The sequence below is a fragment of the Bradyrhizobium sp. C-145 genome (assembly GCF_023375135.1).
GTDB lineage: Bacteria > Pseudomonadota > Alphaproteobacteria > Rhizobiales > Xanthobacteraceae > Bradyrhizobium > Bradyrhizobium zhanjiangense.
In genome coordinates this window covers 6264964-6288711 of sequence record NZ_CP088150.1, presented here as the reverse complement: position 1 = coordinate 6288711, position 23748 = coordinate 6264964, and the positions used below count along the sequence as shown (strand labels likewise).

The window sequence follows — 23748 nt, the reverse complement described above, 5'->3', positions numbered from 1 at the left end:
TGCTGGCGGCATTCTTCTTCGTTTTGGCCCGCTAGGTGCCGAGATCGGGCGGAGAGTAGCGGATGGCGCAGTCCCGAAAGGCTGGTGGCAGCTCGCCCGCGTTTCTCTTCGTGATGACGACGGGTATTGTCAACCTGTTCGGAGATATCACCTACGAAGGCGGCGCCAGCATTAACGGGCCCTTCATGGCGACGCTGGGCGCGAGTGCGGCCGTCGTCAGCGTCACGGCGGGGCTGGGTGAGTTTCTCGGCTATGCCTTGCGTCTGCCCGCCGGCTACGCCGCGGACCGCACCGGCCGCTATTGGCTGATCACCTTCGTCGGCTACGTGATCAACCTCTTCGCGGTGCCGGCGATGGCCCTCGCCGGGAGCTGGCAGTTGGCCGCCGCTCTCGTTCTCGCCGAGCGGATAGGGCGGGCGCTGCGGAAGCCGACGATCGAAGCCATGCTCTCCTACACGACGGGTGAGCTCGGCAAAGGCTGGGTCTACGCGCTGAACACCGCGCTCGACGAGATCGGCGCGACCTTGGGGCCGCTCATCGTTGCGCTGGTGCTCCTGCTGAAGGGGGATTTCAGGGCGGGTTACGCCTTCCTGACGATCTCGGCCGCGGCGGCGCTCATCGCGCTGGTGGTCGCCCGGGTGAACTTCCCGACACCGTCGCATCTGGAACAGGGCCGCACGGCACCGGCCAAGGACTTCTCCAAGGCCTATTGGCTGTACATGCTGGCCGGCGCGCTGTTTGCGTCCGGGTTGATGAGCTTCGAGCTGATATCCTACCATCTATCCAAGGCGAGGATTGCCTCCGAGCAGTGGATCCCCGTGATGCTTGCGATCTCGACGGCATTCGGCGTTCTTGCGAACTTGGCTTTCGGAAAGATCTACGATCGCATCGGGCTTCCCATCGTGATCGTCGCGGTGTGCATCTCGGCCGCGTTCTCGCCCTTCGTGTTCTTGGGTGGCTTCTGGCTGGTGCTGTTCGGCATGCTGTTCTGGGGCGCCGGCTATGCGATTCAGGACACGCTGCTCAAGGCGATCGTTGCCGAGGTGCTTCCCGAAGGAAAGCGAAACTTCGCGTTCGGGCTGTACTATGCGGGCTACGGCGTTGGGTGGCTCCTCGGCAGTATCGCGACCGGCCTGCTGTACGAAAACTCGCGAGCCGGATTGATCACGTTCTCGATCGCGATGCAGCTCGCCTCGGTACCGGTGTTTATAGTGGCGGAACGGCAGGGCGCCCCAACTGATGCTTCGAGGATGGTCTCCTAGGTGGTGCTGCTTCCGTAGACGATGTTCTTGATCGCATCCACGAACGCCTTCGGTGCTTCGCGAGGGACGAAGTGACCGACACCAGGAAGCAAGTGCCGCTCATAACGGCTGGTGAAATATTCCTCTTTGTTCTCGGAGGTGATCGGAAGATTGTCCCGGTCCTCGGCCCCCTGAAGCATGATGGTTGGCACGCCGATAGCGGGCGGCTCCGCCAGACGACACTCCACCCCTTGGTGCTCAGGAGCGCCCTGGGCATCGTGCCAGCGTTGGCGATAGGCATGGATGCTGATCGCGGCCCAGTCGAGATTGTCGAGCGAGTCTGCCATGGCATCGAATTCGGAGTCTCGGCTCGGCCACGCCGGCGACCAGGTCTCCCAAAGATAGTGACAGAGCCGCCTGCGATCGTCGCGGTAGGCTGTTTCGCCTCGCGACGTCGAACATACCATTCGTACCAATATGCCTTCGCTAGCTCATATGGCATTTCTCGCGGAGGAACGGCAGTGGCGTAACCTGCCGCCGCAGCAACCAGAGCGGCCACTCGACGTGGAAACAGCGCTGCCACGCCGTAACCGGCGCGCGCACCCCAATCGTAGCCGGCCAGCACGACATTGTTTAGGTTCAATGCATCCAGGAATTGCGAGAGGTCGAGCGCAAGTGCCGCAATCGCGCCGCTTCGCATCGTGGACTCGCGCAGAAACCGGGTTGGGCCACATCCTCGGAGATAAGGCACGTAGACACGGAAGTTTTGCTGGGTCAGTCCCTCGATCACCCTGTCCCAGCATCGGATGTCATCTGGCCAGCCATGAACAAGAACAAGCGGTTGCCCGCCGATCGGTCCGGTCTTTTCATATGCAATTTCCAGTTCATCTGTGCGGCAAGTGAGCTGCTCGTGGCGAGCCATGATTACACCTTCGGTTGGAACGGCGGTTAGGCTGGACGCGTCTTTGGAGCAGTTTGGTTCAGCGTACTTTGGTTGGTCGGTCAGGCGATGGCTTGCCATGCAGGATCGCGATGTTGTCGAGACCAGCTTCGCTGTTTCAACGATGAGCGCGGTCAACACCTATTGGCCTGGAACCGAAGTGCACAGAAGCCGGCTGATCTTCACGTCGGAGTGCGTATCTCGATCGTGCTGACCAGCCAACGCCTCAGAAAACCGCGACCATCGTATTCAACAGGACCCGCCCCTACCCGTTCCAGGTGATGCGTCTATTCGGGCCAACATCCCGCAACATAGTTCCAAATCGCCGATCTCGCCGAGTTGATCTCCACTGCGTCAGCTCGCTTGGATTGAGTTCATCAACGGCACCGCTTGCACCCAGTGGCACGAGGGCTGCCGTCAATCGGGGATCACTTATCCCGGTTTGACGGCTCCTCTTTGCAACCCCTCGAACGTCCGGGCGTTCGGCCCGCATGCGATGGACCACATTGAGGCGTTGCGAGATCTAAGAGGAGAGAACAATGGACGATAGGACGCTGCCGAGAAACTTGGTTACGGCCGGTTCGACGCCCGTCGAACGCATGTACTTTGCCTGGAATGATGCGCTGTCGCACAATGATGCGGATGGTCTTCTTGCACTCTATGCTGAGGACGCATGGTTCGAAAGCCCGCTTGTGCCGCACCTCATCAAGCAATGCTCTGCTATTACTCACAATCATAGATGTAAGGAGCGCTTGCCGCCGGACGTCTGCGGGGACGGCGAGCAAGGCCATCTGCGTCCGGTTCAACAACTGGGGAGGCGGCCGCGATACAGAGCTTGGGGATTAACTTGCATGTTCGCGGCAGCGCAGGTTCGGAAGCATGAGCAGGCGTTCGAGTTGGGTAGGCCGATCAGCATCCGCCGTATGAGGTAATCGGCTCCCCTGATCAATGATTCTCTGCCTAGTGATCAGTGTCGGCGGCTGCCGGTGTGAGCAATTGCAAAAACGATATTGCTTGCTCTCGAGCGCCCACGCGATACGCTGCATTCATTTGCAGATCGGGTTCATTTGAGACGGGCTAGGGCATTGCCGTGACCAGTGATACTGCGGTTTTCGATGCGTTGCGTTTTGATGCGGAAAGTGGCGACAGAGTCGCGACGGGTCTGATAGGCACTCGCGAAGCGATCGTTCGAGACGGGCTTATCATCGATCCGTTATCGCTCGGCTATTGTCCCCACGAATGGATCGATGGGAGCGGGTACGTCGACCCTGAACTTGCGCGGAAGTTCTGCTACTTGCTGGCATTTTGAGGCCGCGGCCGTTGAATCGGCACAGCAATCATACCATAAGCAACGTCCAAGCCGGAGACTGACAATGCGAACGCTCCTTCTACTCTGTGCTGCTTTGGCATGTTTTTCTGCATCGATCATTCTGAGTACGTCCGGCGCTCATGCGGTATTCTGGCGCGGCCTGACTGCACCAACCAACATCGACTATCACGGCTGGGTTATCGTCAGGGAGCTTCCGCCCAGCCCCTGCCAGTGGATACGGGTGAGTGGCGGCTACTACGTCCGGCAGTGCGTCTACTAGAGACGTGTCTTTCTAGCTGCAGGCGTAAGCGCTTACCTTGGAAGGCATTCGCTTCCTGCGGGGATCTGGTCGCCCGTCAAGTACTCGAAAGCCTAAATGACCAACGACAATCGTCGCATCTGACACGGCCTTGGCTGGTATGTGAAAGCATCCTGACCGGCCGTGGAGGAGAGGAAGGGCGGCTGCCGGTGGGCAACAGAGTTGATGGAGAAGACTTGCCCGACGTATCGATCGAGGATGTGGAGGCGACCCGAAGAAGACCCGCCATTGAAATGGAGGCGACCAACAGTCGCGTTAGGTGATCTTCTGCCTACGCGGCGATGTTGAACGACGCAATCAGAGCACGCACGTGGGTTTGCCAGCTCACGATGGTGCTGGCCCGCACGGAGATACAGCTCGCGTTACATCCATCCACTCGTTTGGCGATCAACTCGCATTCGACAGCGAGGTTTTCAACACGTTCCAGCTTGGCTTGGAAACCGGTCATTGGGCTTGAACTCTTTACTAAAGGAAGGCAACCGCACAGTTTTCCAACTCAGCCGGAGCCGAGCCCTAACGCGTAGCTCTTATTGCGCCTGGGATTGCACCGGATCCAGCGTAAGTGTTGGCCAGCCGGCTGGCCTGTTGCCTGGCTGCGTTCCGCGATGCGGCCGGTGAGTTTGGTCGCAATCATCAACAATTCTATCCCGTTCGGGATTGCTCGGAATACCGGGCCGGCGCCTGTATGCACCCTCTGAGGCGCGCGGCCGTGCGCAAGCGATCCCGCCAGAACTGTACTTCTAGGATTATCGACTTGGGTAAGTTCACGATCCTCGCTTGTTAGGATGGCAACTCGACAGATTCCAGCCACAGAACACGGCGTACAGCGACTGGTCGAATCCGTGCGCCATTTTATTGAAGCCGACAAATTAATGAGGCTGCGGAAAAAAAGAGTGAGCGGTTTAATTTGACGTCGCGCCGGCGAGGTTGCTGCATTCTTATCCTTGAAATGCGCTCTGCTTCAGTGAGGGAAAATGCCGTAGATTCCCGGGGTCTGTCGGAATCTTTTGGCATTAACGAGTAGATAATTTTCATATAGACAGCGTTGAAAATTTAAGTCACGTTGAATTTAATTTAGATTATTGGACTCGAGAATCGTGCTGCTGCGGATGAGCAGACCAAGTCTAAAGCTAGTTGCCAACAAGGATTGCGGTGTGTGCGGTGTGCAGCGCCGGACACAAAACAGGGCAGGGATGAGGGCGTTCCGAGTCTTTTCACGTTAGGTCGATACGCAAATCGAAAACAGGCAATTGCCTGTCGACCGCGCTTGCGACTTTTTGGAGCAGGCGTCGGCAGTGAATTGATTCTTCGTCGCACCCGCTCTGCGGCAGCGGAGTTTGAGGGAGTGCGTATTGACCAGCGTAAGTTTTTTCCTGCGGCCCCCAGCATCACTTGGCTGGTCGACGATCGAATCGCGCCTGCGAGCGCTAACGAGCTCCACTCCTTCCTCATCATTCGATCATGTGATCGACAGCGTTTTCCACGTGGACAATCCGCCGGCTCTGACCAATCGGGCGGCTCTCGAGCCGGCCTCTGATTGTGGCGAGCGATCGACGCCCACCGATCGGGAGCCTCTTGGCGACTTGTCCATCGTAACACCCATTCGATCTAGGCAACCGTTGCACGTGATTTTGTGAATTGTGAGGACCTAAGCCATGGCGACGCAGACGAGCGGTGGAAGCACGACTTCGTTTGGAAATACCCCTCAAGCCAACAACGACATCTTCACATTCACGGAAGAAGCCAACAACATTCTGATACTGAATGTGATGGCGAACGATCTGGGCGGCGCAGCAAAGACGCTGTTCTCCCTGGATGATGGAACGAGTACCTCGGCGTCGACCAAGTCCTATGCACCTGCGGATCTGCTGGTCAAAGACGTAAGCTACAGCAGTGACGCAGCTGGTGCGGCCGGAACGAGCGATCATAGTGCGCTGGGTGCGAGGATCTGGATCGAGTCGGATGGCACCGTTCACTACGACAAGGGCGACATCAATTCCCTTCTTCAGGGGCTCGCCGTTGGTCAAACACTGAATGATTCTTTTACTTACGCCATTCAGCTCGGCAACGGTACGCTCAGCTGGGCCACGGTGACGCTGCAGTTTAGCGGCGCAAACGATTCGGTTTATATTACGTCGAGCCCACAGAGCGGCGCAGTTGTGGAGGACGCGGCGACGACGCCGGCCCCTTCAGATTCGCTGACCGCGGCCGGAACGATAAGCTTCACCGATGCGGACCTGAGCGATACGCACACCGCAAGTTTTGTGGCGTCGCCCACGAATACGACCTCGCTGGGGATGTTTTCGCTCGATCCGGGTAACGAGGCAGCCAACGCAGCGGATGGTTCGGTGCAGTGGCACTACGCGCTGAATAGTGCCGCTGCGCAGTATCTCGCACAAGGCCAAAGTGTGGCCGAGAGCTATGTAGTGACGGTCAATGACGGCCACGGCTCGACCACGACCCAGACGGTGACCGTCACCATCACCGGCACCAACGACGCGCCCGTGATCACCGCGCAGGATCTCAGCGGCGCGGTCACCGAGCTCGTCACCCCGGCCGGCAACCTGGCCGACAGCGGCACCATCAGCTTCACCGACGTCGACCTCACCGACGTGCATCTGGTTTCCGCCACCGGCACCCCGATCGGCTCCGTGCTCGGCTCGCTCACCGCGGTCAAGGACAGCGACACCACCGGCACAGGCACCGGCGGCCAGCTCACCTGGACCTACACGGTTGCGGCCTCGGCCGTGGAGTATCTCGCCGCCGGCCAGACCAAGGTCGAGAGCTTCACCATCACGCTCGACGACCAGAACGGCGGCCTGATCACCAAGCAGATCGACGTCACCATCACCGGCACCAACGACGCGCCCGTGATCACCGCGCAGGATCTCAGCGGCGCGGTCACCGAGCTCGTCACCCCGGCCGGCAACCTGGCCGACAGCGGCACCATCAGCTTCACCGACGTCGACCTCACCGACGTGCATCTGGTTTCCGCCACCGGCACCCCGATCGGCTCCGTGCTCGGCTCGCTCACCGCGGTCAAGGACAGCGACACCACCGGCACAGGCACCGGCGGCCAGCTCACCTGGACCTACACGGTTGCGGCCTCGGCCGTGGAGTATCTCGCCGCCGGCCAGACCAAGGTCGAGAGCTTCACCATCACGCTCGACGACCAGAACGGCGGCCTGATCACCAAGCAGATCGACGTCACCATCACCGGCACCAACGACGCGCCCGTGATCACCGCGCAGGATCTCAGCGGCGCGGTCACCGAGCTCGTCACCCCGGCCGGCAACCTGGCCGACAGCGGCACCATCAGCTTCACCGACGTCGACCTCACCGACGTGCATCTGGTTTCCGCCACCGGCACCCCGATCGGCTCCGTGCTCGGCTCGCTCACCGCGGTCAAGGACAGCGACACCACCGGCACAGGCACCGGCGGCCAGCTCACCTGGACCTACACGGTTGCGGCCTCGGCCGTGGAGTATCTCGCCGCCGGCCAGACCAAGGTCGAGAGCTTCACCATCACGCTCGACGACCAGAACGGCGGCCTGATCACCAAGCAGATCGACGTCACCATCACCGGCACCAACGACGCGCCCGTGATCACCGCGCAGGATCTCAGCGGCGCGGTCACCGAGCTCGTCACCCCGGCCGGCAACCTGGCCGACAGCGGCACCATCAGCTTCACCGACGTCGACCTCACCGACGTGCATCTGGTTTCCGCCACCGGCACCCCGATCGGCTCCGTGCTCGGCTCGCTCACCGCGGTCAAGGACAGCGACACCACCGGCACAGGCACCGGCGGCCAGCTCACCTGGACCTACACGGTTGCGGCCTCGGCCGTGGAGTATCTCGCCGCCGGCCAGACCAAGGTCGAGAGCTTCACCATCACGCTCGACGACCAGAACGGCGGCCTGATCACCAAGCAGATCGACGTCACCATCACCGGCACCAACGACGCGCCCGTGATCACCGCGCAGGGCGGCTCGCTGTCCTATACCGAAAACCAGGCGGCGACAGCCATCGACACGGCACTTCTGGTGTCGGACGTCGATAGCCCGACTCTGATCGGGGCAACGGTGTCGATCACCGGCAACTTCGCATCCGGCCAGGATGTGCTTGACTTCACCAACCAGAACGGCATCACCGGCAGCTACAACGCCTCGACCGGCCTGCTGACGTTGAGCGGCACGACGACGGTTGCGAACTACCAGGCGGCCCTGCGTTCGGTAGCCTACTTCAACTCGAGCGACAATCCGTCCGGCGCGAGCCGCACCATCAGCTACCAGGTCGATGACGGCTCCGCTTCGAACCATGCCAGCAACGTCGCAACCGCCACGGTTGCAGTTACCTCGGTGAACGACGCGCCGACGCTGACAGCGACGGCATCGAGCCCGGCCTTTACGGAAGGGGCGGGCAGTTCGCAGGCGGCAGCGGTGACGGTGTTCTCCGGAACGAGCATCAGCACGGTTGAGGCCGGCCAGACCATCAAGACCCTGAAGTTTACGGTGAGCGGGCTGGTCGATGGCGCCAACGAGAAGATTGCCGTCGACAGCTCGACGTTCAGTCTGACCAACGGAACGAGCGGCACGACGACAGGTGGCAACAGTCTCGGCTACAGCGTATCGGTGAGCGGCGCCACCGCAACCGTAACGCTCACAAGCGCGGCCGGTATCTCGGCGTCCACGGCGCAGACGGTCGTCAACGGCATCGCCTATCAGGACACCAACATCAATGACCCGACCGCAGGCACACGGACGGTCACGCTGACCTCGATCCAGGACAGCGGCGGGACCGCCAACGGCGGCACCGATACCACAGGTCTGTCGATCGCATCCAACGTGACGGTCACGCCGGTGAACGACGCGCCGACGCTGACAGCGACGGCATCGAGCCCGACCTTTACGGAAGGGGCGGGCAGTTCGCAGGCGGCAGCGGTGACGGTGTTCTCCGGAACGAGCATCAGCACGGTTGAGGCCGGCCAGACCATCAAGGGCCTAACCCTCACGGTCGGTGGCCTGGTCGATGGCAGCAACGAGAAGATCGTCGTCGACGGCACCACGTTCAGCCTGACAAACGGGACCGCCGGCACGACCAGCGGTGGCAACAGCTTGGGCTATAGCGTCTCGGTTAGCGGTGCGACCGCAACAGTGACGTTGACCAGCGCAGGCGGGATCTCGACCTCTGCGGCCCAGACAGTCGTCAATGGCATTGCTTATCAGGACACCAATGTTGGTAACCCAACCGCGGGAGCGCGGACGATCACGCTGACCTCAATCCAGGACAGCGGTGGGACGGCAAATGGCGGTGTAGACATCAAGAGTCTGTCGACCTTTGCTGAACTAACCGGATCCAACAATCCTCTCAACGGTGTCGATGTCGGGGATTATGCGAACCCCGCATTCGTCGACCTGAATGGTGATGGCAAGCTCGATGTGGTGATCGGGGCTGACAACGGGACGCTGCTGTATTACCGCAATACGGGGACTGCCACCGCTCCGGCTTATGTACAAGAGGCCGGACCCAGCAACCCATTCAATACAGTCGATATTGGGCTACACGCCGATCCGACCTTTGTCGATCTTGATGGTGATGGCGACCTCGACGCGGTGGTAGGCGAGTTCGGTGCGACGCTCCTCTACTTCAAAAATACTGGCACGGCGACCGCACCGGTATTTACCCAGCAAACTGGAGCCAACAATCCATTTAATGGGATCACGGTAGGCGGTTCGGGCAGCCACTATTCCGCTCCAGTTTTCGCCGATCTCGATGGCGATGGCGACAAGGATGCTGTCGTCGGAGCGCAAGACGGCACGCTCTACTACTTTAAGAACACGGGAACGGCATCGGCGCCCGTTTTCACCGCCCAAAGTGGCGCTAACAATCCCTTTAATGGCATCACTGTCGGATCCTATTCGAACCCGACGCTCCTCGATGTCGACGGTGACGGCAAGTTGGATGTCGTCGTCGGCGCAAGCGATGGAACGCTCCACTACCTTAGAAACGTTGGAACCTCCACTGCACCGGCCTTTGTTGAGCAAACCGGTAGCAACAATCCATTTAATGGGTTGGACTTTGGAGATTTTTCAGGCCCAACGTTTGTCGATATCGATGGAGATGGCAAGCCGGATGCCTTCATCGGTACTTCGAACGGCCAACTTCATTACCTCCACAACGTTACGGCTTCGAGCACTGTAAACGTCTTTGCCGTGAACGACGCACCGGTGAATTCAATTCCTGGAGCTCAAGGCGTCGGAATCAACACGAGCTTCTCGTTCAGCAGTGCGAATGGAAGTGCGGTTTCCATCTCAGACGTTGACGTCGGCGCCGGGAGCGAGAAGGTAACGTTGAGTGTCAGTCATGGCACGTTGACGCTTTCCACGACGAGCGGTCTCTCCTTTACTGCGGGAGACGGTACATCCGATGCGTCGATGACATTCTCAGGAACCATCACTAGCATAAACAACGCCTTGAATGGCTTGGTCTACACTCCAACGGCGTCGTTCACCGGGACAGATACCTTCACAATCACCACCGACGATCAGGGCAGCACGGGTTCCGGCGGCGCCCTTTCCGATACAGACAACGTCACAATCAATGTACAGAACACGGCGCTCACGTCCGGTCCCGATATTCTAACCTTTACGGCAGGAACGAATTCGGTGACCGCAACAAATAACACCCTAAACAATGGGGATAAACTAACCGGAGGAACAGGCGTAGATACCCTTACGATTCCGAACAACCAGCCAGGGCCATTCACGTTTGGCGATGGGACTGGGAGCACAGTGGGTGTAAGGAACTTCGAGAAGATCGTGCTGAATGACACCAGCACGGGAACTCATACCGACACCGTGACTTTTGCCGCCTCATTCAGCAACGGCAGCACCATCACAATCGATGGGACGCCGATCACGGGCAACGCGAAGCTTAGCTTTGATGCTTCCGCGACCTCCAATGCCTTTGTTGTTCTGGGAGGATCGAACAATGATACGATCGTGGGTGGTTCCGGGAATGACATATTTATTGGTAAGTCGGGCAATGACACGCTGACCGGGAATGGTGGTGCCGACCAGTTCCGTTTGCAAACCAACGGTGGTACGGACGTTATAACCGATTATACGCAGGGCACCGATAAGATCGGGCTTCTCGGCGGCGCTGCTTTGGGTGGCGTTAGCTTTACAAATACTAGCGCCAGTGCTGCTGGTACGACGCTTAACAGTGGTGACTTTAATAACACACGGACAAGCATCGCTGGCATCAATGCTGCCGACGACAATCACGTAGATGTTCTAACTTCTTCGCAAACAACTTCCAACATCACGACCAACAATGGTGGAGCTGCGACCAATGCGTATGTGATTGTGTTTAACTCAACGACGGGACACGGGGAGATTTGGTTCGACACGGACTGGAGCAATACAGCAAACAGAGTCCAAGTTGCGACGCTCAGCAACATCATGACCTTGGCTGGTGTGACAGCGATCACGAATACGGACCTGGTCGTTTACGATAGTACCCTTGGGCCAGCTGGCGTAGCTGGTTCGTCGATGAACATGGGTCTGCTCGGTTCGATCTCAGGCCTTGTTGGACCGGCAACTATCGCACTAGACGCGGTGCCCGCGGATTGGGTGCTATCCGGCGGGATTCAATCCGCTGGTAGTTGGACCATTCAAACTAACGATCTGTCTTCGGTAAATTTGAATACCCCGGTCAATTTCACCGGGGCGGCTCTCCTAAACGTGACTGTGAGTTGGTCTAATGCGGATGGAAGCGCAGGGCTGGCAACGCTTCAGGAAAACATCGAGGTCTATGCCCCAGGCACACCGATTTTTGCTCTTTCTGGAGATGATCATCTCACTGGGCACCCAGGTAGCGATCTCTTCGTGTTCTCGCAGCCGATCGGCAAGGACGTCGTGCACAGCTTCGAGGTGTCCTCCGACGTCATCGACCTGATCAGCTACGGCTGGCAGAGCTTCGCGGACGTCCAGGCCCACACCGCGGACGACACGAGCGGTAATGCTGTGATCACGCTGGCCGACGGCCAGACGATCACTCTCGATGGCGTGCATGCGGCGGACCTGACCGCGGCGAACTTCGAATTCGACGTGACGCCGACTGTCGACAATCCAGGCGCGATGACGATCGGCGACGGCGCGATGCTGCCGCTGTCCGGGATCATCCACAACACGGGCGAGATAGACCTGCAGAGTTCGGGCGATGACACGCTGCTGCAACTGATCCAGACCGGCATCAAACTGGAAGGCGGTGGCCTCGTGACACTGTCGGACGATGACCACAACATCATCGCCGGCACGGCTTCCAACGTCACGCTCGACAACGTCGACAACGTGATCTCTGGCGCGGGCCAGATCGGCCAGGGCAGCCTGACGCTCAGCAACGAACGCACCATCGATGCCACGGGCACCCATGCCCTGGTGATCGATACCGGTGCCAACGTGATCGCCAATGCCGGCACGCTGGAGGCGACCGGTGCGGGTGGGCTCGTCCTTGAGAGTGCTGTGGCCAACAGCGGCATGATCTGGGCCAATGGTGGCACCGTCACAGCAGAAGGCGAGGTTACCGGCAGCGGCAATGCACTGATCAGCGGGGCCGGCACCATCGAGTTCGGGGCAGGCTCGACGGCAGGCGTCACCTTCGATGTGACGGCCGCCGGCCACCTGATTCTGGACGACGCCTTCCACTTCTCCGGAGCGGTGAGCGGCCTCGATGGCAATGACGACATCGGCATCAAGGGCATCGCCTTCGGCGCGGCCACGACGGTGAGCTTCACGGAAAACGAGGCGGGGACGGGCGGTACTCTGACGGTCTCGGATGGCGCTCACACCGCAAACATCATCCTGCTCGGGCAATACGATCCGACGGGTTTTAGTACAAAAGGAGACGCCACGAACGATGCCGTGATTGCCTATGACCCGCATCACATCGCCTGAGCGGCATAACGGCTAGTGGATAGCTGCAGACTTTGGATGTTCTTAATGAAGTCGATTGCGTGAGGTATCAGACTTGATGAAACCGTCCAAAAGACATGATGAGTTGCGGCGACTGCTGAAGCCTTCGCAAGGCTACTTCGTCACCGCAGCCATCTTCAGCCTGGCGATCAATCTGCTGTATCTGGCCGGGCCGCTGTACATGCTGCAGGTCTATGATCGCGTGATCTCGAGTGCGAGCGAGATCACGCTCGTGATGCTCACGATCGCGCTGCTCCTCGCACTTGTCGCACTTGCAGGGCTCGACGCGGTACGCGCACGGGTGCTTACGCGCACCAGCATCCGCCTCGATGGGAACATCGCGCCTCGCGTTATGACCGCCATCGTCGAACGCTCGGCAAATTCCGGTGGAGCGCGCAGCCACCTGCTGCGAGATTTCGATACGTTCCGCCAGTTCATCACCGGCACAGGGGTACATGCCATTCTCGATTTGCCCTGGACGCCGATCTACATCGCGGTGATTTTTGCCCTGCATCCGTTCCTGGGCGCGTTTTCGCTGGGCAGCGCGATCATTTTGATCCTGATGGCTCTCTTCAATGAGTGGATCGTCAAGCCTCCATTGTCGGAGTCAAACGAGGCCGCAACCCGAAACTACAATTTTACCGAGATGAGCTTGCGCAACACCGAAGTGGTGCGCGCGATGGGCATGACGGCAGGACTGCTGAAACGCTGGAGCAGGGACCGCAACCGAATGCTCGAGCGCCAGGTCACCGCAAGCGACCGCGCCGCGACGATGCAGAGCATGATCCGCTTCTTGCGGCTTTCGATGCAGTCCTTGATCCTTGGCCTTGGCGCCTATCTTGTAATCGAGCGGCTCACCACCGCCGGCGCGATGTTCGCCGCCAGCATCCTGCTTGGCCGGGCCCTGCAGCCGGTCGAGCAGATCGTGGGATCATGGCGCGGTCTTGTCTCGGCGCGCGGCGCGTTCTTGAGGCTGCGCGAGCTACTGGCCGGCCAAACGCAGGATCCTCGGCTCATGCTTCCGCGCCCCGAGGGCCGCCTTTCTGTTGAAGCACTTTCTTGTGCACCGCCCGGCCTTTCGAAGCCGATTCTGCGGAACGTCTCGTTTCAGATCGAGCCGGGCGAGGTGCTGGGAATCATCGGGCCGTCCGGTGCCGGCAAATCAACACTGGCGCGCCACATCGTGGGTGTGCAGGTGCCATCGGCAGGCGCCGTTCGCATTGACGGAGCCGATGTGTCCAGCTGGATCAAGACCTCGCTCGGCCAGCATCTCGGCTACCTACCGCAGGACGTCGAATTATTCGCCGATGGCGTCGCAGCCAATATCTGCAGGTTCAATGACGGAGGGGACAGGGAGATTATCCTGGCGGCTCGTATGGCCGGGGTGCACGAGATGATTCTGCGACTTCCCGAGGGCTATGACACGCAAATCGGAGAGGGGGGTGCGATCCTCTCAGGGGGTACCGCCAGCGCGTTGGGCTGGCGCGGGCGGTCTATGGCAACCCCAGCCTGGTTGTGCTGGACGAGCCAAGTTCGAACCTCGATTCCGATGGCGATGCTGCCCTCGCCGACTGCATCATGCAGCTCAAGAAGCGCGGAACGACGGTCGTGATCATTTCCCATCGGCCATCCACCATCGGCGTGGTCGACAAGATATTGGTGCTGCGCGACGGCGTCGTCGAGATGTTCGGGCCGCGCAGCGAAATTTTGGCTCGCTTGACACGGCCCGTACCGATTCACGCAGTCCGGGAAACGACTAGCTAGGACACAGCAGATGGCGCTGTTGGATTTTGCACACCGATCGCAACGACCCGCTCAGGCCCCGGGCTGGACGAGAGATGAGAACAAGGACAAGACGCCGAACGATTCTATCCGCCATGTGGCGCTCGCAGGGTGGCTGATCATCGCGATCTTCTTCGGCGGCATCGGCACCTGGGCGCTGACCGCACCGCTGAACGGCGCCGTGGTCGCCAACGCGGTCATCAAGGTCGACGGTAACCGCAAGAGCGTCCAGCACCTCGATGGTGGTATTGTCAAGGAATTGCATGTCAGGGAAGGCGAGCGGGTGCTGGCGGGCGACCTCCTGATCGTTCTCGACGAAACTCAAGCCCGCGCCGAGTATGAGGTGCTCACGCAGCAATACGCCGTGCTTCGTGCGACTGAAGTACGGCTTCTGACCGAGCTCGATCATGGATCCGATCTCGGCATGCCATCGGATCTGAAGGCACGCTCCGCCGATCCCTATTTCAAGAGCGTCTGGAGCGGTCAGCTCAGTCAGTTCGAAAGCCGGCGGGCGTCGCTGGAAGGGCAACGAAGCGTCATCCGCGAGAAGATCAACCAGCTTCGGTCGCAAATCGTTGGTGCGGAGGCGCAAGTCAAGGCGTTTACCGATCAGATCAACTCTGTCCGCAACGAGGCAAAGGATATTGCGCCGTTGGTCGAGCGCGGGCTGATCGCGCGTCCGCGCATCCTGCAATTGGAGCGGACTGCGTATGGGCTTGAAGGCCAGATTGCCGATACAAATGCCAACATTGCCAGGGCACGGCAGGCGATCGCCGAGCAGGAGCAGCAGATCTCTCAATTGGACAACGATCGAATGACCGAAGTCACCAAGGATCTCCGAGATACGCAAGCCAAACTCCTGGAGGTCATTCCGAAGGCGCTGAGTGCCAAAGCAATATTGAGCCGAATGGAAATTCGCGCACCCTATACCGGGCGGGTCGTGGGACTGAATGTCTTTTCCATGGGAGGCGTGATTCAGCGCGGCGACAAGATCCTTGACATCGTACCTGACGAGGATTCGCTCACGATCGAAGCGCAGGTTGCCGTCGAGGACATCAGCGACGTGCATCCGAACGCGCGCGCAGAGGTCCATCTCACCGCCTACAAGCAGCGCATCGTGCCGATCATTCACGGCGACGTCATTCAGGTCTCCGCCGACCGCCTCACGGACCCGAAAACGTATGCGCCGTACTACACGGCCTTTGTCCGGATCGACCAGGGCGAATTGGCGGGCATGCCGAACATCCGCCTCTATCCGGGCATGCCGGCGACCGTTATGATTCCGACCGTACAGCGCACGGCATTTGAATATATTGTCGGGCCGCTCGTGATGTCTTTCAACCAGTCGTTCCGGCAGAAATGACGCAGATGCCAAACCGGAAAGTCGTGTGCTTGCTCAAGCGTGCGAATGGCGCAGCATGAAAGCTGATGCGCGCAACCATGTGCTAGTTACAAAGAGTAGTGTTCCAGTTGCTTTCACCACGCACAGTGGTGGAACTCATCGCGGCTGGTTAATTACGGCGCAATTCAATGAAACAGCGATCTTGATCATCTACTGCTTCCGCAATTTTTAATATATTGTCCCATCTCTTCCGTATTAATACGGCGATTTTTATTTACTAGATGTCCATCTCCGAAGTTGAGCGCATTACGATCTGATGTTTATTATCTCGTTATATGCCGTGGGTTTTTCACCAGAGTTGCGTGCGACCTGTCGATGATTCATTTTTAGGAATATCAAAGGTAACGTTAAATGCCGCCGTCGATTTAATTTTCAATATTAAATATTGACTCGCTTCTGGATTTAACACAAAATTTATAAAGTGGTGCATCGGACATAGTCCGCAGCCGCTGAATCACCTGGCTGGCAGTTGCCCGCTAATGTTGCGATCGAACATTTCATCTCAAAAGAAGGAATTCTTCCTATGTTGAAGTACTATATTCAGACCACGGAAGCCTTGAAGCGCCTGCGCGCGGACACGGAAGGCGTTGTGTCGTTCGAGTACGTGATCGTCGCCGCGTGCATCGTCGCAGCAGTTGCCGCGGCGTTTGGCACCACCACTGCCAGCGGCATCGGCGCGGCGCTGACTACCGCGATCGGCAAGGTCACGACTGCGGTCACCACTGCCGCCTAATCCACAGCCTGTAGCCGGGAGGCCAGCTCTGGGCTGGTCTCCGACCGGATGCCGTTGGCAGCGTTTCCTGCCAACGGTCGCCTCGCAATTTTCACAAGGCACATTCTCAAAGCAGGATTCACTCTTAATTAGGGTTCACTCCTATGCGAAAATATTACGTTAAGGCGCAAGAAGCCCTGACACTTCTGCACAACGACGAGATCGGCGTTGTGTCGTTCGAGTACGTGATCGTTGCCGCCTGCATCGTCGCTGCAGTGGCTGCTGCGTTCGGTACAACGACTGCCAGCGGCATCGGCGCGGCGCTGACCACCGCGATCGGAACGGTCACCACCGCCGTCACTACTGCCGCGTAGGGTAGCGACCGTCCGGCGCTCGGGGGCGTTGCAACGCGCCCCCGTCTCGTCTGGGGCAAATTCTCATGAACTGGATTGCATCCACGACCGCGTGTCTGGAGATCGCATTGTTGTTGTATGTCGCAACGATCGATATCGCGACACGATTGATCCGAAACGAAATTTGTCTGGCGCTGGCGTTCCTTGGGATCGTCTGCCAATTGGCCAGCCCGATGCAAGTCGGTCAGTCGCTGATTGTCGCCTCGATTCTGTTTCTGTTTCTCTTCGTGGTCTATCAGCGCAGAATGATCGGCGGCGGCGATGTCAAGTTGCTGATCGCCCTGGCGATCGGTGTCCCGTTGACTGGCGTGATTGAGCTGTTGACCGTAACCGCACTCGCCGGTGGCGTCCTGGCCGCGATGCATCTGATGATGCGCCGCCTGCCGCACCCGAAGCTGGCGCCTGCGGGATCGTCGCTGATGCGCCGGGTTTACGCCGTCGAGCGCTGGCGTCATTTGAGACATGCACCGCTGCCCTATGGGGTCGCCATTGCATGCGGCGGTATCTGGACCATTTTGAGCAAAGGATTTTGACATGTCGTCGGCACTGCGCGTCTCGATCATCATGGTGCTGCTGCTTGCGGCTACGGCGCTCGGGATTATTGCCTATAACGTGAACCAGCCGAAAGCTCCGGTTGTAGCGGAGGTGGTCGCCGAAAAGCCGCCGGCCGCGGCGGCGACCGTCGGCTACTTTGTTACGACACGTCCGCTGTCGAAGGGAACGTTGGCGCGGGACGAAGATTTCAGCGTGCGTCAGGCGGCACCCGATCGCGTCCCTGCAGGAGCGATCCTCGAAACGCCTGACACCAAGGCCGGACTTCCCGGTTCTCTGGTTCGCAAGTTCGTCGACGCCGGCAGCGCCATTACATTGCAGGACATCCTGCGCCCGAAGGATCGCGGTTTCCTCGCCAGCGTCCTGGCACCGGACAGCCGCGCCATCAGCATAAAGGTTGACGAGGAGACTGGCGTCTCGGGTCTGATCAGGCCGGGCGACAATGTCGACGTAGTGTTGACCCAGGTGTTCGAGAAGGCGGATCCGGTGCGTCGGGCTGTCAGCGAAACCGTGCTGTCAAACGTGCGCGTCATCGCAATCGATCAGGAGATTGCGCAGGGCGGGCGCCCCGTCAGCAGTGCTCTTCCCGGCAAGACGGCGCAAACTGTATCGTTGGAGCTGAAGCCGGAACAGGTCAAGAAGGTCGCCGTTGCAAAGCAGCTTGGAACGCTCTCACTCGTCGTCCGATCTGCGGCCGAGCAGTGGGAAAAGGCCGACACGAGTGCGACATCCAGCTGCGATGTGTCGCCAGAACTGGCGCGCCAGAGTGCGGTTGCCGGTCAGAGCACGACGGTCGCGATCTATTCTGGTGGCGGGGTCAAGCAATACTCGGTCAGGAAGCAGGATGCGGACGATGACGCTCTGGCGGGCTGCAACGGGCAGTCCGAGGTCGAACGTCAGACGACGGCGGCGGCAGGTGACGTTGGCAAGGGGGCGGAGAAGCGCTGATGAGTGTGAACATGGCAGTGGTGGAATCATCTGAAGACACGACGTCTCTTGTCGCGCGCAACCGGATCGTCTGCTTCGTGAACGACGAGCTGAGCGCTGTGGCCCTTCGTAAGGGCCTCGACGGCAGCAATTTGGTGATCCGGCGCGGCAGCATCCGTCATGCGACACGAATGCTCGAGACCGACACCGATTTGTACGCGCTGGTGACCGACATCAGCGGGATGGATGATCCTTTCACCGAACTGGAGCGCCTGGCCAGTGTCTGTCCGCCAGATGTGAAGGTGGCCCTGATCGGCGACAACAGGGAGATCACCTTCTACCGAGAGCTGATGGAAGTCGGTCTCACCGAGTACCTTCCAACGCCGATCACCCGCGATATGGTGCTGGACCAGCTCCGCCCGAAGCTGCTTGGCGACGTCGCGCCCACTCACAATGACCGGGGCGGGCATGTGGTGTCGATCTGTGGCGCGCAAGGTGGGGCTGGAGCGACGAGTGTGGCGATCAACCTCGCGCTGCAATTGGCAGAAACCACTAAGGCCAAGGTCGCACTGCTCGACCTGCATCTGCAGGGCGGCGAGACAGCGGTGATGTTGGGTGTTCGCCCCGGGCCCGGCCTCCGCATTGCCCTAGAAAATCCGATTCGGGCCGACACGCTCTTCCTCGAACGGGCGGCGATCGAGGTGAACGATCGGGTTTGCCTGATTTCCGGCGACGAAGACCTCGATGCCAAGCTCGATATCACCGAGGCGGGCGTGCGGCACGTGCTGGGTCTGCTCCGGCAGCGGTTCAATTACGTCGTTGTCGACGTGCCGGTGCCGTTTCCGGCGTCGATCTATCCGGTCATTCAGATGTCCCGTCATGTGCTGGTGCTGCTGGAGGCCGAGGTGACCGGCCTGCGCAATGCCCATGCGCTGCGCAACGCCGTCACCAACATCGCCGGCAAGGACCGGGTCTTTACCTTGCTCAATCGCGCCGATCGCGCCGGCGGCCTGCCCAGGGCGGCAATCGTCAAGGCGCTGGGCGCAGAACCGGACATGGTGATCCCGGATCTCGGCAAGGGAATGACTCAGGCGGTCAACCTAGGCGTTCCGGCTCTCAAGCACGTATCCGGGCTACGGCGTCACCTCGCTCCGATCGTACGGGAGATTACTGGCGTCGGCACCAAGAAAAAGGCAGGATGGAAGAGGTGGCTCGGGCTATGAAAAAGTTCGGCAGGCGCGCAGACGAGATGCCAATACGTTTGCCTACGCTGATGGCGACCTCGCCGGCGGTGGCGCCCAGCGCGCCGCCCGAGTTGCCTCCCACGCCGCCGACTGCGCCAAGCGTGATATCGTCGGCGCCGAGTGCGGAGCCACCCGCGCTGCCCGCGTCGGCGCCGAAGCGCGAGGAATCTTCGAAACATCATAGCGTGATGTCAGCGTCGTTGCGCGAACGGGTCATCGAGCAGATCGAGCCGGCAGTGGCCGCGTCGGTCTCGCGCGATGTTCTTCGCCGGCAGATCGAGGAAATCATCCACGGCATTGCCAACCAGGAGCGGCTCGAGCTGTCAGGTCGCGAGCAGCTTCTGCTGGCGGAAGAAATAGCGGACGATATGACCGGTTACGGTCCGCTTCGTCAGCTTTTGCTGGATGAGACGATCAACGACATCATGATCAACGGGCCCAGCAATGTCTATGTCGAGCGCGGCGGCAAGCTGGAACGCGTCGCGGTGCGATTCCGCGACAACAACCATATTGCCGCTGTCGCGCAGAAAATTGCTGCGCAAGTCGGCCGACGCGTCGACGAATCCAGCCCAATGGTGGACTGTCGCCTGCCGGACGGCAGCCGCGTCAACATCATCCTGCCGCCGCTGGCCATCCATAGCCCCTGCGTCTCGATCCGAAAATTTCCAAACCGGCGCTTGAACATTGCCGGCATGATCGAAAACGGCACGATGACCGCTGCCCTCGGACAGCTGTTGGAGATTTCCTCTCGCTGCCGGCTCAATGTTTTGGTCTCCGGAGGCACTGGTTCGGGCAAGACGACGCTGCTGAATGCTCTCAGCCAGTTCATCGACCACAGCGAACGCATCGTCACAATCGAGGATGCGGCGGAGCTGCAATTGCAGCAACCGCATGTGATCAGCCTAGAGACGCGGCCGCCCAGCCTCGAGGGTACGGGACAGGTCACGCAACGCGATCTGCTGTGGAATGCCCTGCGCATGCGCCCCGATCGCATCGTAGTGGGTGAGGTGCGCGGCGCCGAAGCATTCGACATGCTGCAGGCGATGAACACCGGCCATGATGGTTCGATCTCGACGGTGCATGCCAACAGTGCGCGCGATGCGCTGACGCGCGTCGAGAACATGGTGCAGATGGGCCAGGTCAACCTGCCGTCGCGCGCTATCCGCGCACAGATTGTCGCTGCCCTCGACCTTATTGTGCAGGTCGAACGCATGCGGGACGGACAGCGCCGGATCGTGCAGATCACCGAGGTGATTGGCCTCGAAGGCGAGGTGATCACCACCAATGACGTCGCGGTGTTCGAGTACAAGGAGGAGGATGTGCACGGGCGCATATCGGGAACCTACCGATCCACCCATGCAGTTCCGAAATTCAAGAGCCGGCTTGTCTATTACGGACTTGACCGGGCCTGGGCAGAAGCGATGAGGCAGATCTGATGTCGACGCCCCTGGTCATCGTGCTGGTGCTTTTGCTGTGTGCGACGGTCAATACCCTGTGGCTCGACGCGCGGGAGCGGCGGCTGGAGCGCCGGGTCGAGAATGCTCTGCCGGAAGACGTGATCGCGAGCCTGCCGTCTATCCGTCGTGCGGCGCAAGCCGAGCGTTGGGATCTGCTCTATCGGCTCGTCAACTACCGCACCGACATCGTCTACGCGTGGCATCCGGCATACGTGTTTCTCGCCGGCGTCTTGGCCGCCTGCGTCGTTGTTTACGCCAATCGCATCCTGGAATTTTCGGCGTCCACGGTGTCGATCGCTGCTACTGTCGTCGCCATCCTCGTGGTGCGAGGCCTGTTCGGATGGCAGCGCAATCGCTTCATCAATCAGCTTTTCCGTCAGCTCCCCGACGCAATTCAGCTGGTGACCAGCACTGTCCGGTCGGGCTTGCCAGTCAACGAGGCGTTTCGCACCATCGCGCGAGAGATGCCACAACCGACCTCCGGCCAGTTCGCGATCGTCTGCAGCGAGCTGGCTCTGGGAAGGGCTCCGGAAGAAGCTGTCGAGGGGATTTATCGGCGAACGCGGGTTTCCGAATACGCCATGTTTGCGGTGACGCTCGCGGTCCAGTTGAAGGCAGGCGGCAGTCTGGCTGAGACGCTACAGATACTGGCCGAGACCGTGAGCCAACGGGTTGCGCTGGCTGCGCGCGCGAAGGCGCTGGCCGGAGAGGTCATCTTCTCGTCGCGTGCACTTTCAGTGTCGCCGCTCATCGTCGGCGGATTGCTCTACATGGTCAATCCGCAATCGATCGACATGCTGTTCTATGACCCGACCGGAAACACGCTGCTGGCTTACGCGATCGCGTCGGTTATTGTCGGACACTTCGTGATACGCTGGATGATCAAGAGGGAGACTGCACTATGACTGCGGGTCTCGGACTCGCTGCCCTTGCGACGGTCGTTGCGGCCGCGACGTTCATCCTGATCATTCGCGAGATGCATCTTCGCGCGCTGGATGCACGGGTATCGAACGCTGTGCTGGGCATTCCTGACCGGAAGGGCTCCTCGCCGGACGTGATCGGCTGGCTTTCTTCGATAGGCGTCCGCTACAAGCGCTTCTATGCGGAGGAAAATCTTGAGCAACTCCGGACGATTATTCAGTCGGCGGGTTTCAACCATTATCGCACCTTGCCGATCTGGATCGGCGTCAAAGCGGTCTGCATGTTCGCGTTTCCGCTCGCGGCTTACTTTACAGCCCTGGTTCTCGGAAAGCCGCTGTCCGATGCGATGATCTTCACGCTGCTTGGCGTCGTCGTCGGAATCATGGGACCACGTCTGATCCTTTTCTTCCTGAAAAGGCGCTTTGATACGGCCGTTCGGCTGGGGACCCCGGATACCATCGATCTGCTCGTTGTATGCAGCGAGGCGGGGATGGGTCTCGAGGGCGGCCTCGAGCGTGTTGCGGAGGAGATGAAGGAAACCAATCCCGCGATGGCTCAGGTATTGCGCGGACTGCTCGACGATCTCCGCATATTGCCAAGTCGCACTGAAGCGTTCGAGAAGTTGGGCGCCAGGTCGGAGGGGCTTCGCCGCTTTGGAACGGTGATCGGCCAAAGCCTGCAGTACGGAACGCCGCTGGGTCAGGCCCTGCGCGGTATCGCCGTCGATCTTCGAAGAGAGCGCATCACCAAGCTGGAGGAGCGAGCCCACAAGCTCGGCGCCAAGCTCACCATCCCGATGGTGCTGTTCATGCTTCCGGCCATGTTCGTCATTCTGGGCGCGAGCCCGTTCCTGCACCTCGTTCGTGCATTCAAGTAGGTAGTCGTCTATGAGTACCCTGACTTTATCCAACAGGTCGACTTACGATCGGACGATGCAGTTGCTCGGCGGCATGTGGTTCATGCTGCTGGCGCTTGGCCTCGCCATCAAGATCGGATCGCTTTCCGAGCCGTGGCCCCAACTCCTGTCGAGCCTTTGCCTCGCTAGCTTCTACATGCTTCTGGGGTTGCTGGTCATGACGCGGCCACCTGCAAAGGCGCACGCGGATGGCTTGCTGCCAAGAATAGCGGCATTTGTCGGCACCTATATGCCATGGACGATCGGCTTCTTCGGCGACACCGACCAGGCGCTGCCAAACATTGCATCCACGGTCTGCGTGTTCATCGGCATGACCATGATGCTCGTCACGATCAGGCATCTCGGCAAATCGTTCAGCCTGGTGCCGCAGGCGCGCTCCGTAGTGCAGACGGGTCCGTACCGGTGGATCAAGCACCCGCTCTATCTGGCGGAGGAGATCGCGGTGTTGGGTGTGGTGCTCAAGAGCCTTTCGTCGGTGACGCTGGCCCTGTTCGTGCTGCACATCGGCGTTCAAGTGTGCCGGATCTACTACGAAGAAGACCTGCTGCGTCGCAATTTTCCGGAGTACGCGAGTTACGAAGAGTCGCGCTGGAGAGTGATACCCTATGTCTGGTGAACGGCGTGTGCCCGCCGGATTT

At 59.8% G+C, this 23748-nt stretch carries 15 protein-coding genes and 1 pseudogene; 14 read left to right on the top strand and 2 right to left on the bottom strand.

What is annotated here, in order from left to right:
- Positions 1 to 62: 62 nt before the first annotated feature.
- On the top strand, positions 63 to 1262 hold the full coding sequence (locus LRP30_RS29685) for an MFS transporter (RefSeq protein ID WP_249757051.1): 1200 nt from the start codon (positions 63 to 65) through the stop codon (positions 1260 to 1262).
- Here the strand turns inward: LRP30_RS29685 and LRP30_RS29680 are convergent.
- Positions 1259 to 1588 carry an alpha/beta hydrolase gene (locus LRP30_RS29680; RefSeq protein WP_249757050.1) on the bottom strand — a complete coding sequence of 110 codons (330 nt, stop codon included), beginning with the start codon at positions 1586 to 1588 and terminating at the stop codon, positions 1259 to 1261. The two genes, LRP30_RS29685 and LRP30_RS29680, sit on opposite strands and share 4 nt — an antisense overlap.
- A 1132-nt stretch (positions 1589 to 2720) precedes the next feature.
- On the opposite strand from LRP30_RS29680, the gene LRP30_RS29675 reads away from it, so the two are divergent.
- The gene (locus LRP30_RS29675; RefSeq protein WP_249757049.1) at positions 2721 to 3113 is read left to right on the top strand and encodes a hypothetical protein; all 393 of its coding nucleotides are present in this window, start codon (positions 2721 to 2723) and stop codon (positions 3111 to 3113) included.
- Between the two features lie 967 nt (positions 3114 to 4080).
- Here the strand turns inward: LRP30_RS29675 and LRP30_RS29670 are convergent.
- Positions 4081 to 4257, bottom strand: a complete 177-nt coding sequence (locus tag LRP30_RS29670) for a hypothetical protein (protein ID WP_249757048.1) — start codon at positions 4255 to 4257, stop codon at positions 4081 to 4083.
- Positions 4258 to 5464: 1207 nt separating this feature from the next.
- On the opposite strand from LRP30_RS29670, the gene LRP30_RS29665 reads away from it, so the two are divergent.
- From LRP30_RS29665 to LRP30_RS29610, 12 genes and pseudogenes are all read left to right on the top strand, one after another.
- Positions 5465 to 12766, top strand: coding sequence for a VCBS domain-containing protein (locus LRP30_RS29665; protein ID WP_249757047.1), 7302 nt, complete (start codon positions 5465 to 5467; stop codon positions 12764 to 12766).
- Between the two features lie 76 nt (positions 12767 to 12842).
- Positions 12843 to 14548 (top strand): annotated as a pseudogene (locus LRP30_RS29660) (type I secretion system permease/ATPase).
- Positions 14549 to 14558: 10 nt separating this feature from the next.
- Positions 14559 to 15929 (top strand): HlyD family type I secretion periplasmic adaptor subunit, encoded by a 1371-nt coding sequence (locus LRP30_RS29655; RefSeq protein ID WP_249757046.1) that lies wholly within the window; start codon positions 14559 to 14561, stop codon positions 15927 to 15929.
- 562 nt (positions 15930 to 16491) lie between these two features.
- Positions 16492 to 16701 carry a hypothetical protein gene (locus LRP30_RS29650; protein WP_249757045.1) on the top strand — a complete coding sequence of 70 codons (210 nt, stop codon included), beginning with the start codon at positions 16492 to 16494 and terminating at the stop codon, positions 16699 to 16701.
- Between the two features lie 143 nt (positions 16702 to 16844).
- Positions 16845 to 17054, top strand: a complete 210-nt coding sequence (locus tag LRP30_RS29645) for a hypothetical protein (RefSeq protein ID WP_249757044.1) — start codon at positions 16845 to 16847, stop codon at positions 17052 to 17054.
- Between the two features lie 65 nt (positions 17055 to 17119).
- On the top strand, positions 17120 to 17626 hold the full coding sequence (locus tag LRP30_RS29640) for an A24 family peptidase (RefSeq protein ID WP_249757043.1): 507 nt from the start codon (positions 17120 to 17122) through the stop codon (positions 17624 to 17626).
- A gap of 31 nt (positions 17627 to 17657) precedes the next feature.
- On the top strand, positions 17658 to 18593 hold the full coding sequence (gene cpaB, locus LRP30_RS29635; protein ID WP_249757042.1) for a Flp pilus assembly protein CpaB: 936 nt from the start codon (positions 17658 to 17660) through the stop codon (positions 18591 to 18593).
- Positions 18593 to 19795, top strand: a complete 1203-nt coding sequence (locus tag LRP30_RS29630) for an AAA family ATPase (RefSeq protein WP_249757041.1) — start codon at positions 18593 to 18595, stop codon at positions 19793 to 19795. Before cpaB ends, LRP30_RS29630 begins: the two co-directional genes overlap by 1 nt.
- Positions 19792 to 21252 (top strand): CpaF family protein, encoded by a 1461-nt coding sequence (locus LRP30_RS29625; RefSeq protein WP_249757040.1) that lies wholly within the window; start codon positions 19792 to 19794, stop codon positions 21250 to 21252. The genes LRP30_RS29630 and LRP30_RS29625 overlap by 4 nt, the downstream gene beginning before the upstream one ends.
- Positions 21252 to 22178, top strand: a complete 927-nt coding sequence (locus tag LRP30_RS29620) for a type II secretion system F family protein (protein ID WP_249757039.1) — start codon at positions 21252 to 21254, stop codon at positions 22176 to 22178. The genes LRP30_RS29625 and LRP30_RS29620 overlap by 1 nt, the downstream gene beginning before the upstream one ends.
- Before the next feature lie 71 nt (positions 22179 to 22249).
- On the top strand, positions 22250 to 23071 hold the full coding sequence (locus LRP30_RS29615) for a type II secretion system F family protein (RefSeq protein ID WP_249757038.1): 822 nt from the start codon (positions 22250 to 22252) through the stop codon (positions 23069 to 23071).
- A gap of 55 nt (positions 23072 to 23126) precedes the next feature.
- Complete coding sequence (locus tag LRP30_RS29610) at positions 23127 to 23726, top strand: methyltransferase (RefSeq protein ID WP_249757037.1); 600 nt, start codon at positions 23127 to 23129, stop codon at positions 23724 to 23726.
- Positions 23727 to 23748 lie beyond the last annotated feature (22 nt).

Excerpts from the sequence above, each read along its gene's own strand:
- LRP30_RS29685 (WP_249757051.1), top strand. The coding sequence starts at position 63 with ATGGCGCAGTCCCGAAAGGCTGGTGGCAGCTCGCCCGCGTTTCTCTTC.
- LRP30_RS29680 (WP_249757050.1), bottom strand. The coding sequence starts at position 1,588 with ATGGCAGACTCGCTCGACAATCTCGACTGGGCCGCGATCAGCATCCAT.
- LRP30_RS29675 (WP_249757049.1), top strand. The coding sequence starts at position 2,721 with ATGGACGATAGGACGCTGCCGAGAAACTTGGTTACGGCCGGTTCGACG.
- LRP30_RS29670 (WP_249757048.1), bottom strand. The coding sequence starts at position 4,257 with ATGACCGGTTTCCAAGCCAAGCTGGAACGTGTTGAAAACCTCGCTGTC.
- LRP30_RS29665 (WP_249757047.1), top strand. The coding sequence starts at position 5,465 with ATGGCGACGCAGACGAGCGGTGGAAGCACGACTTCGTTTGGAAATACC.
- LRP30_RS29655 (WP_249757046.1), top strand. The coding sequence starts at position 14,559 with ATGGCGCTGTTGGATTTTGCACACCGATCGCAACGACCCGCTCAGGCC.
- LRP30_RS29650 (WP_249757045.1), top strand. The coding sequence starts at position 16,492 with ATGTTGAAGTACTATATTCAGACCACGGAAGCCTTGAAGCGCCTGCGC.
- LRP30_RS29645 (WP_249757044.1), top strand. The coding sequence starts at position 16,845 with ATGCGAAAATATTACGTTAAGGCGCAAGAAGCCCTGACACTTCTGCAC.
- LRP30_RS29640 (WP_249757043.1), top strand. The coding sequence starts at position 17,120 with ATGAACTGGATTGCATCCACGACCGCGTGTCTGGAGATCGCATTGTTG.
- cpaB (WP_249757042.1), top strand. The coding sequence starts at position 17,658 with ATGGTGCTGCTGCTTGCGGCTACGGCGCTCGGGATTATTGCCTATAAC.
- LRP30_RS29630 (WP_249757041.1), top strand. The coding sequence starts at position 18,593 with ATGAGTGTGAACATGGCAGTGGTGGAATCATCTGAAGACACGACGTCT.
- LRP30_RS29625 (WP_249757040.1), top strand. The coding sequence starts at position 19,792 with ATGAAAAAGTTCGGCAGGCGCGCAGACGAGATGCCAATACGTTTGCCT.
- LRP30_RS29620 (WP_249757039.1), top strand. The coding sequence starts at position 21,252 with ATGTCGACGCCCCTGGTCATCGTGCTGGTGCTTTTGCTGTGTGCGACG.
- LRP30_RS29615 (WP_249757038.1), top strand. The coding sequence starts at position 22,250 with ATGCATCTTCGCGCGCTGGATGCACGGGTATCGAACGCTGTGCTGGGC.
- LRP30_RS29610 (WP_249757037.1), top strand. The coding sequence starts at position 23,127 with ATGCAGTTGCTCGGCGGCATGTGGTTCATGCTGCTGGCGCTTGGCCTC.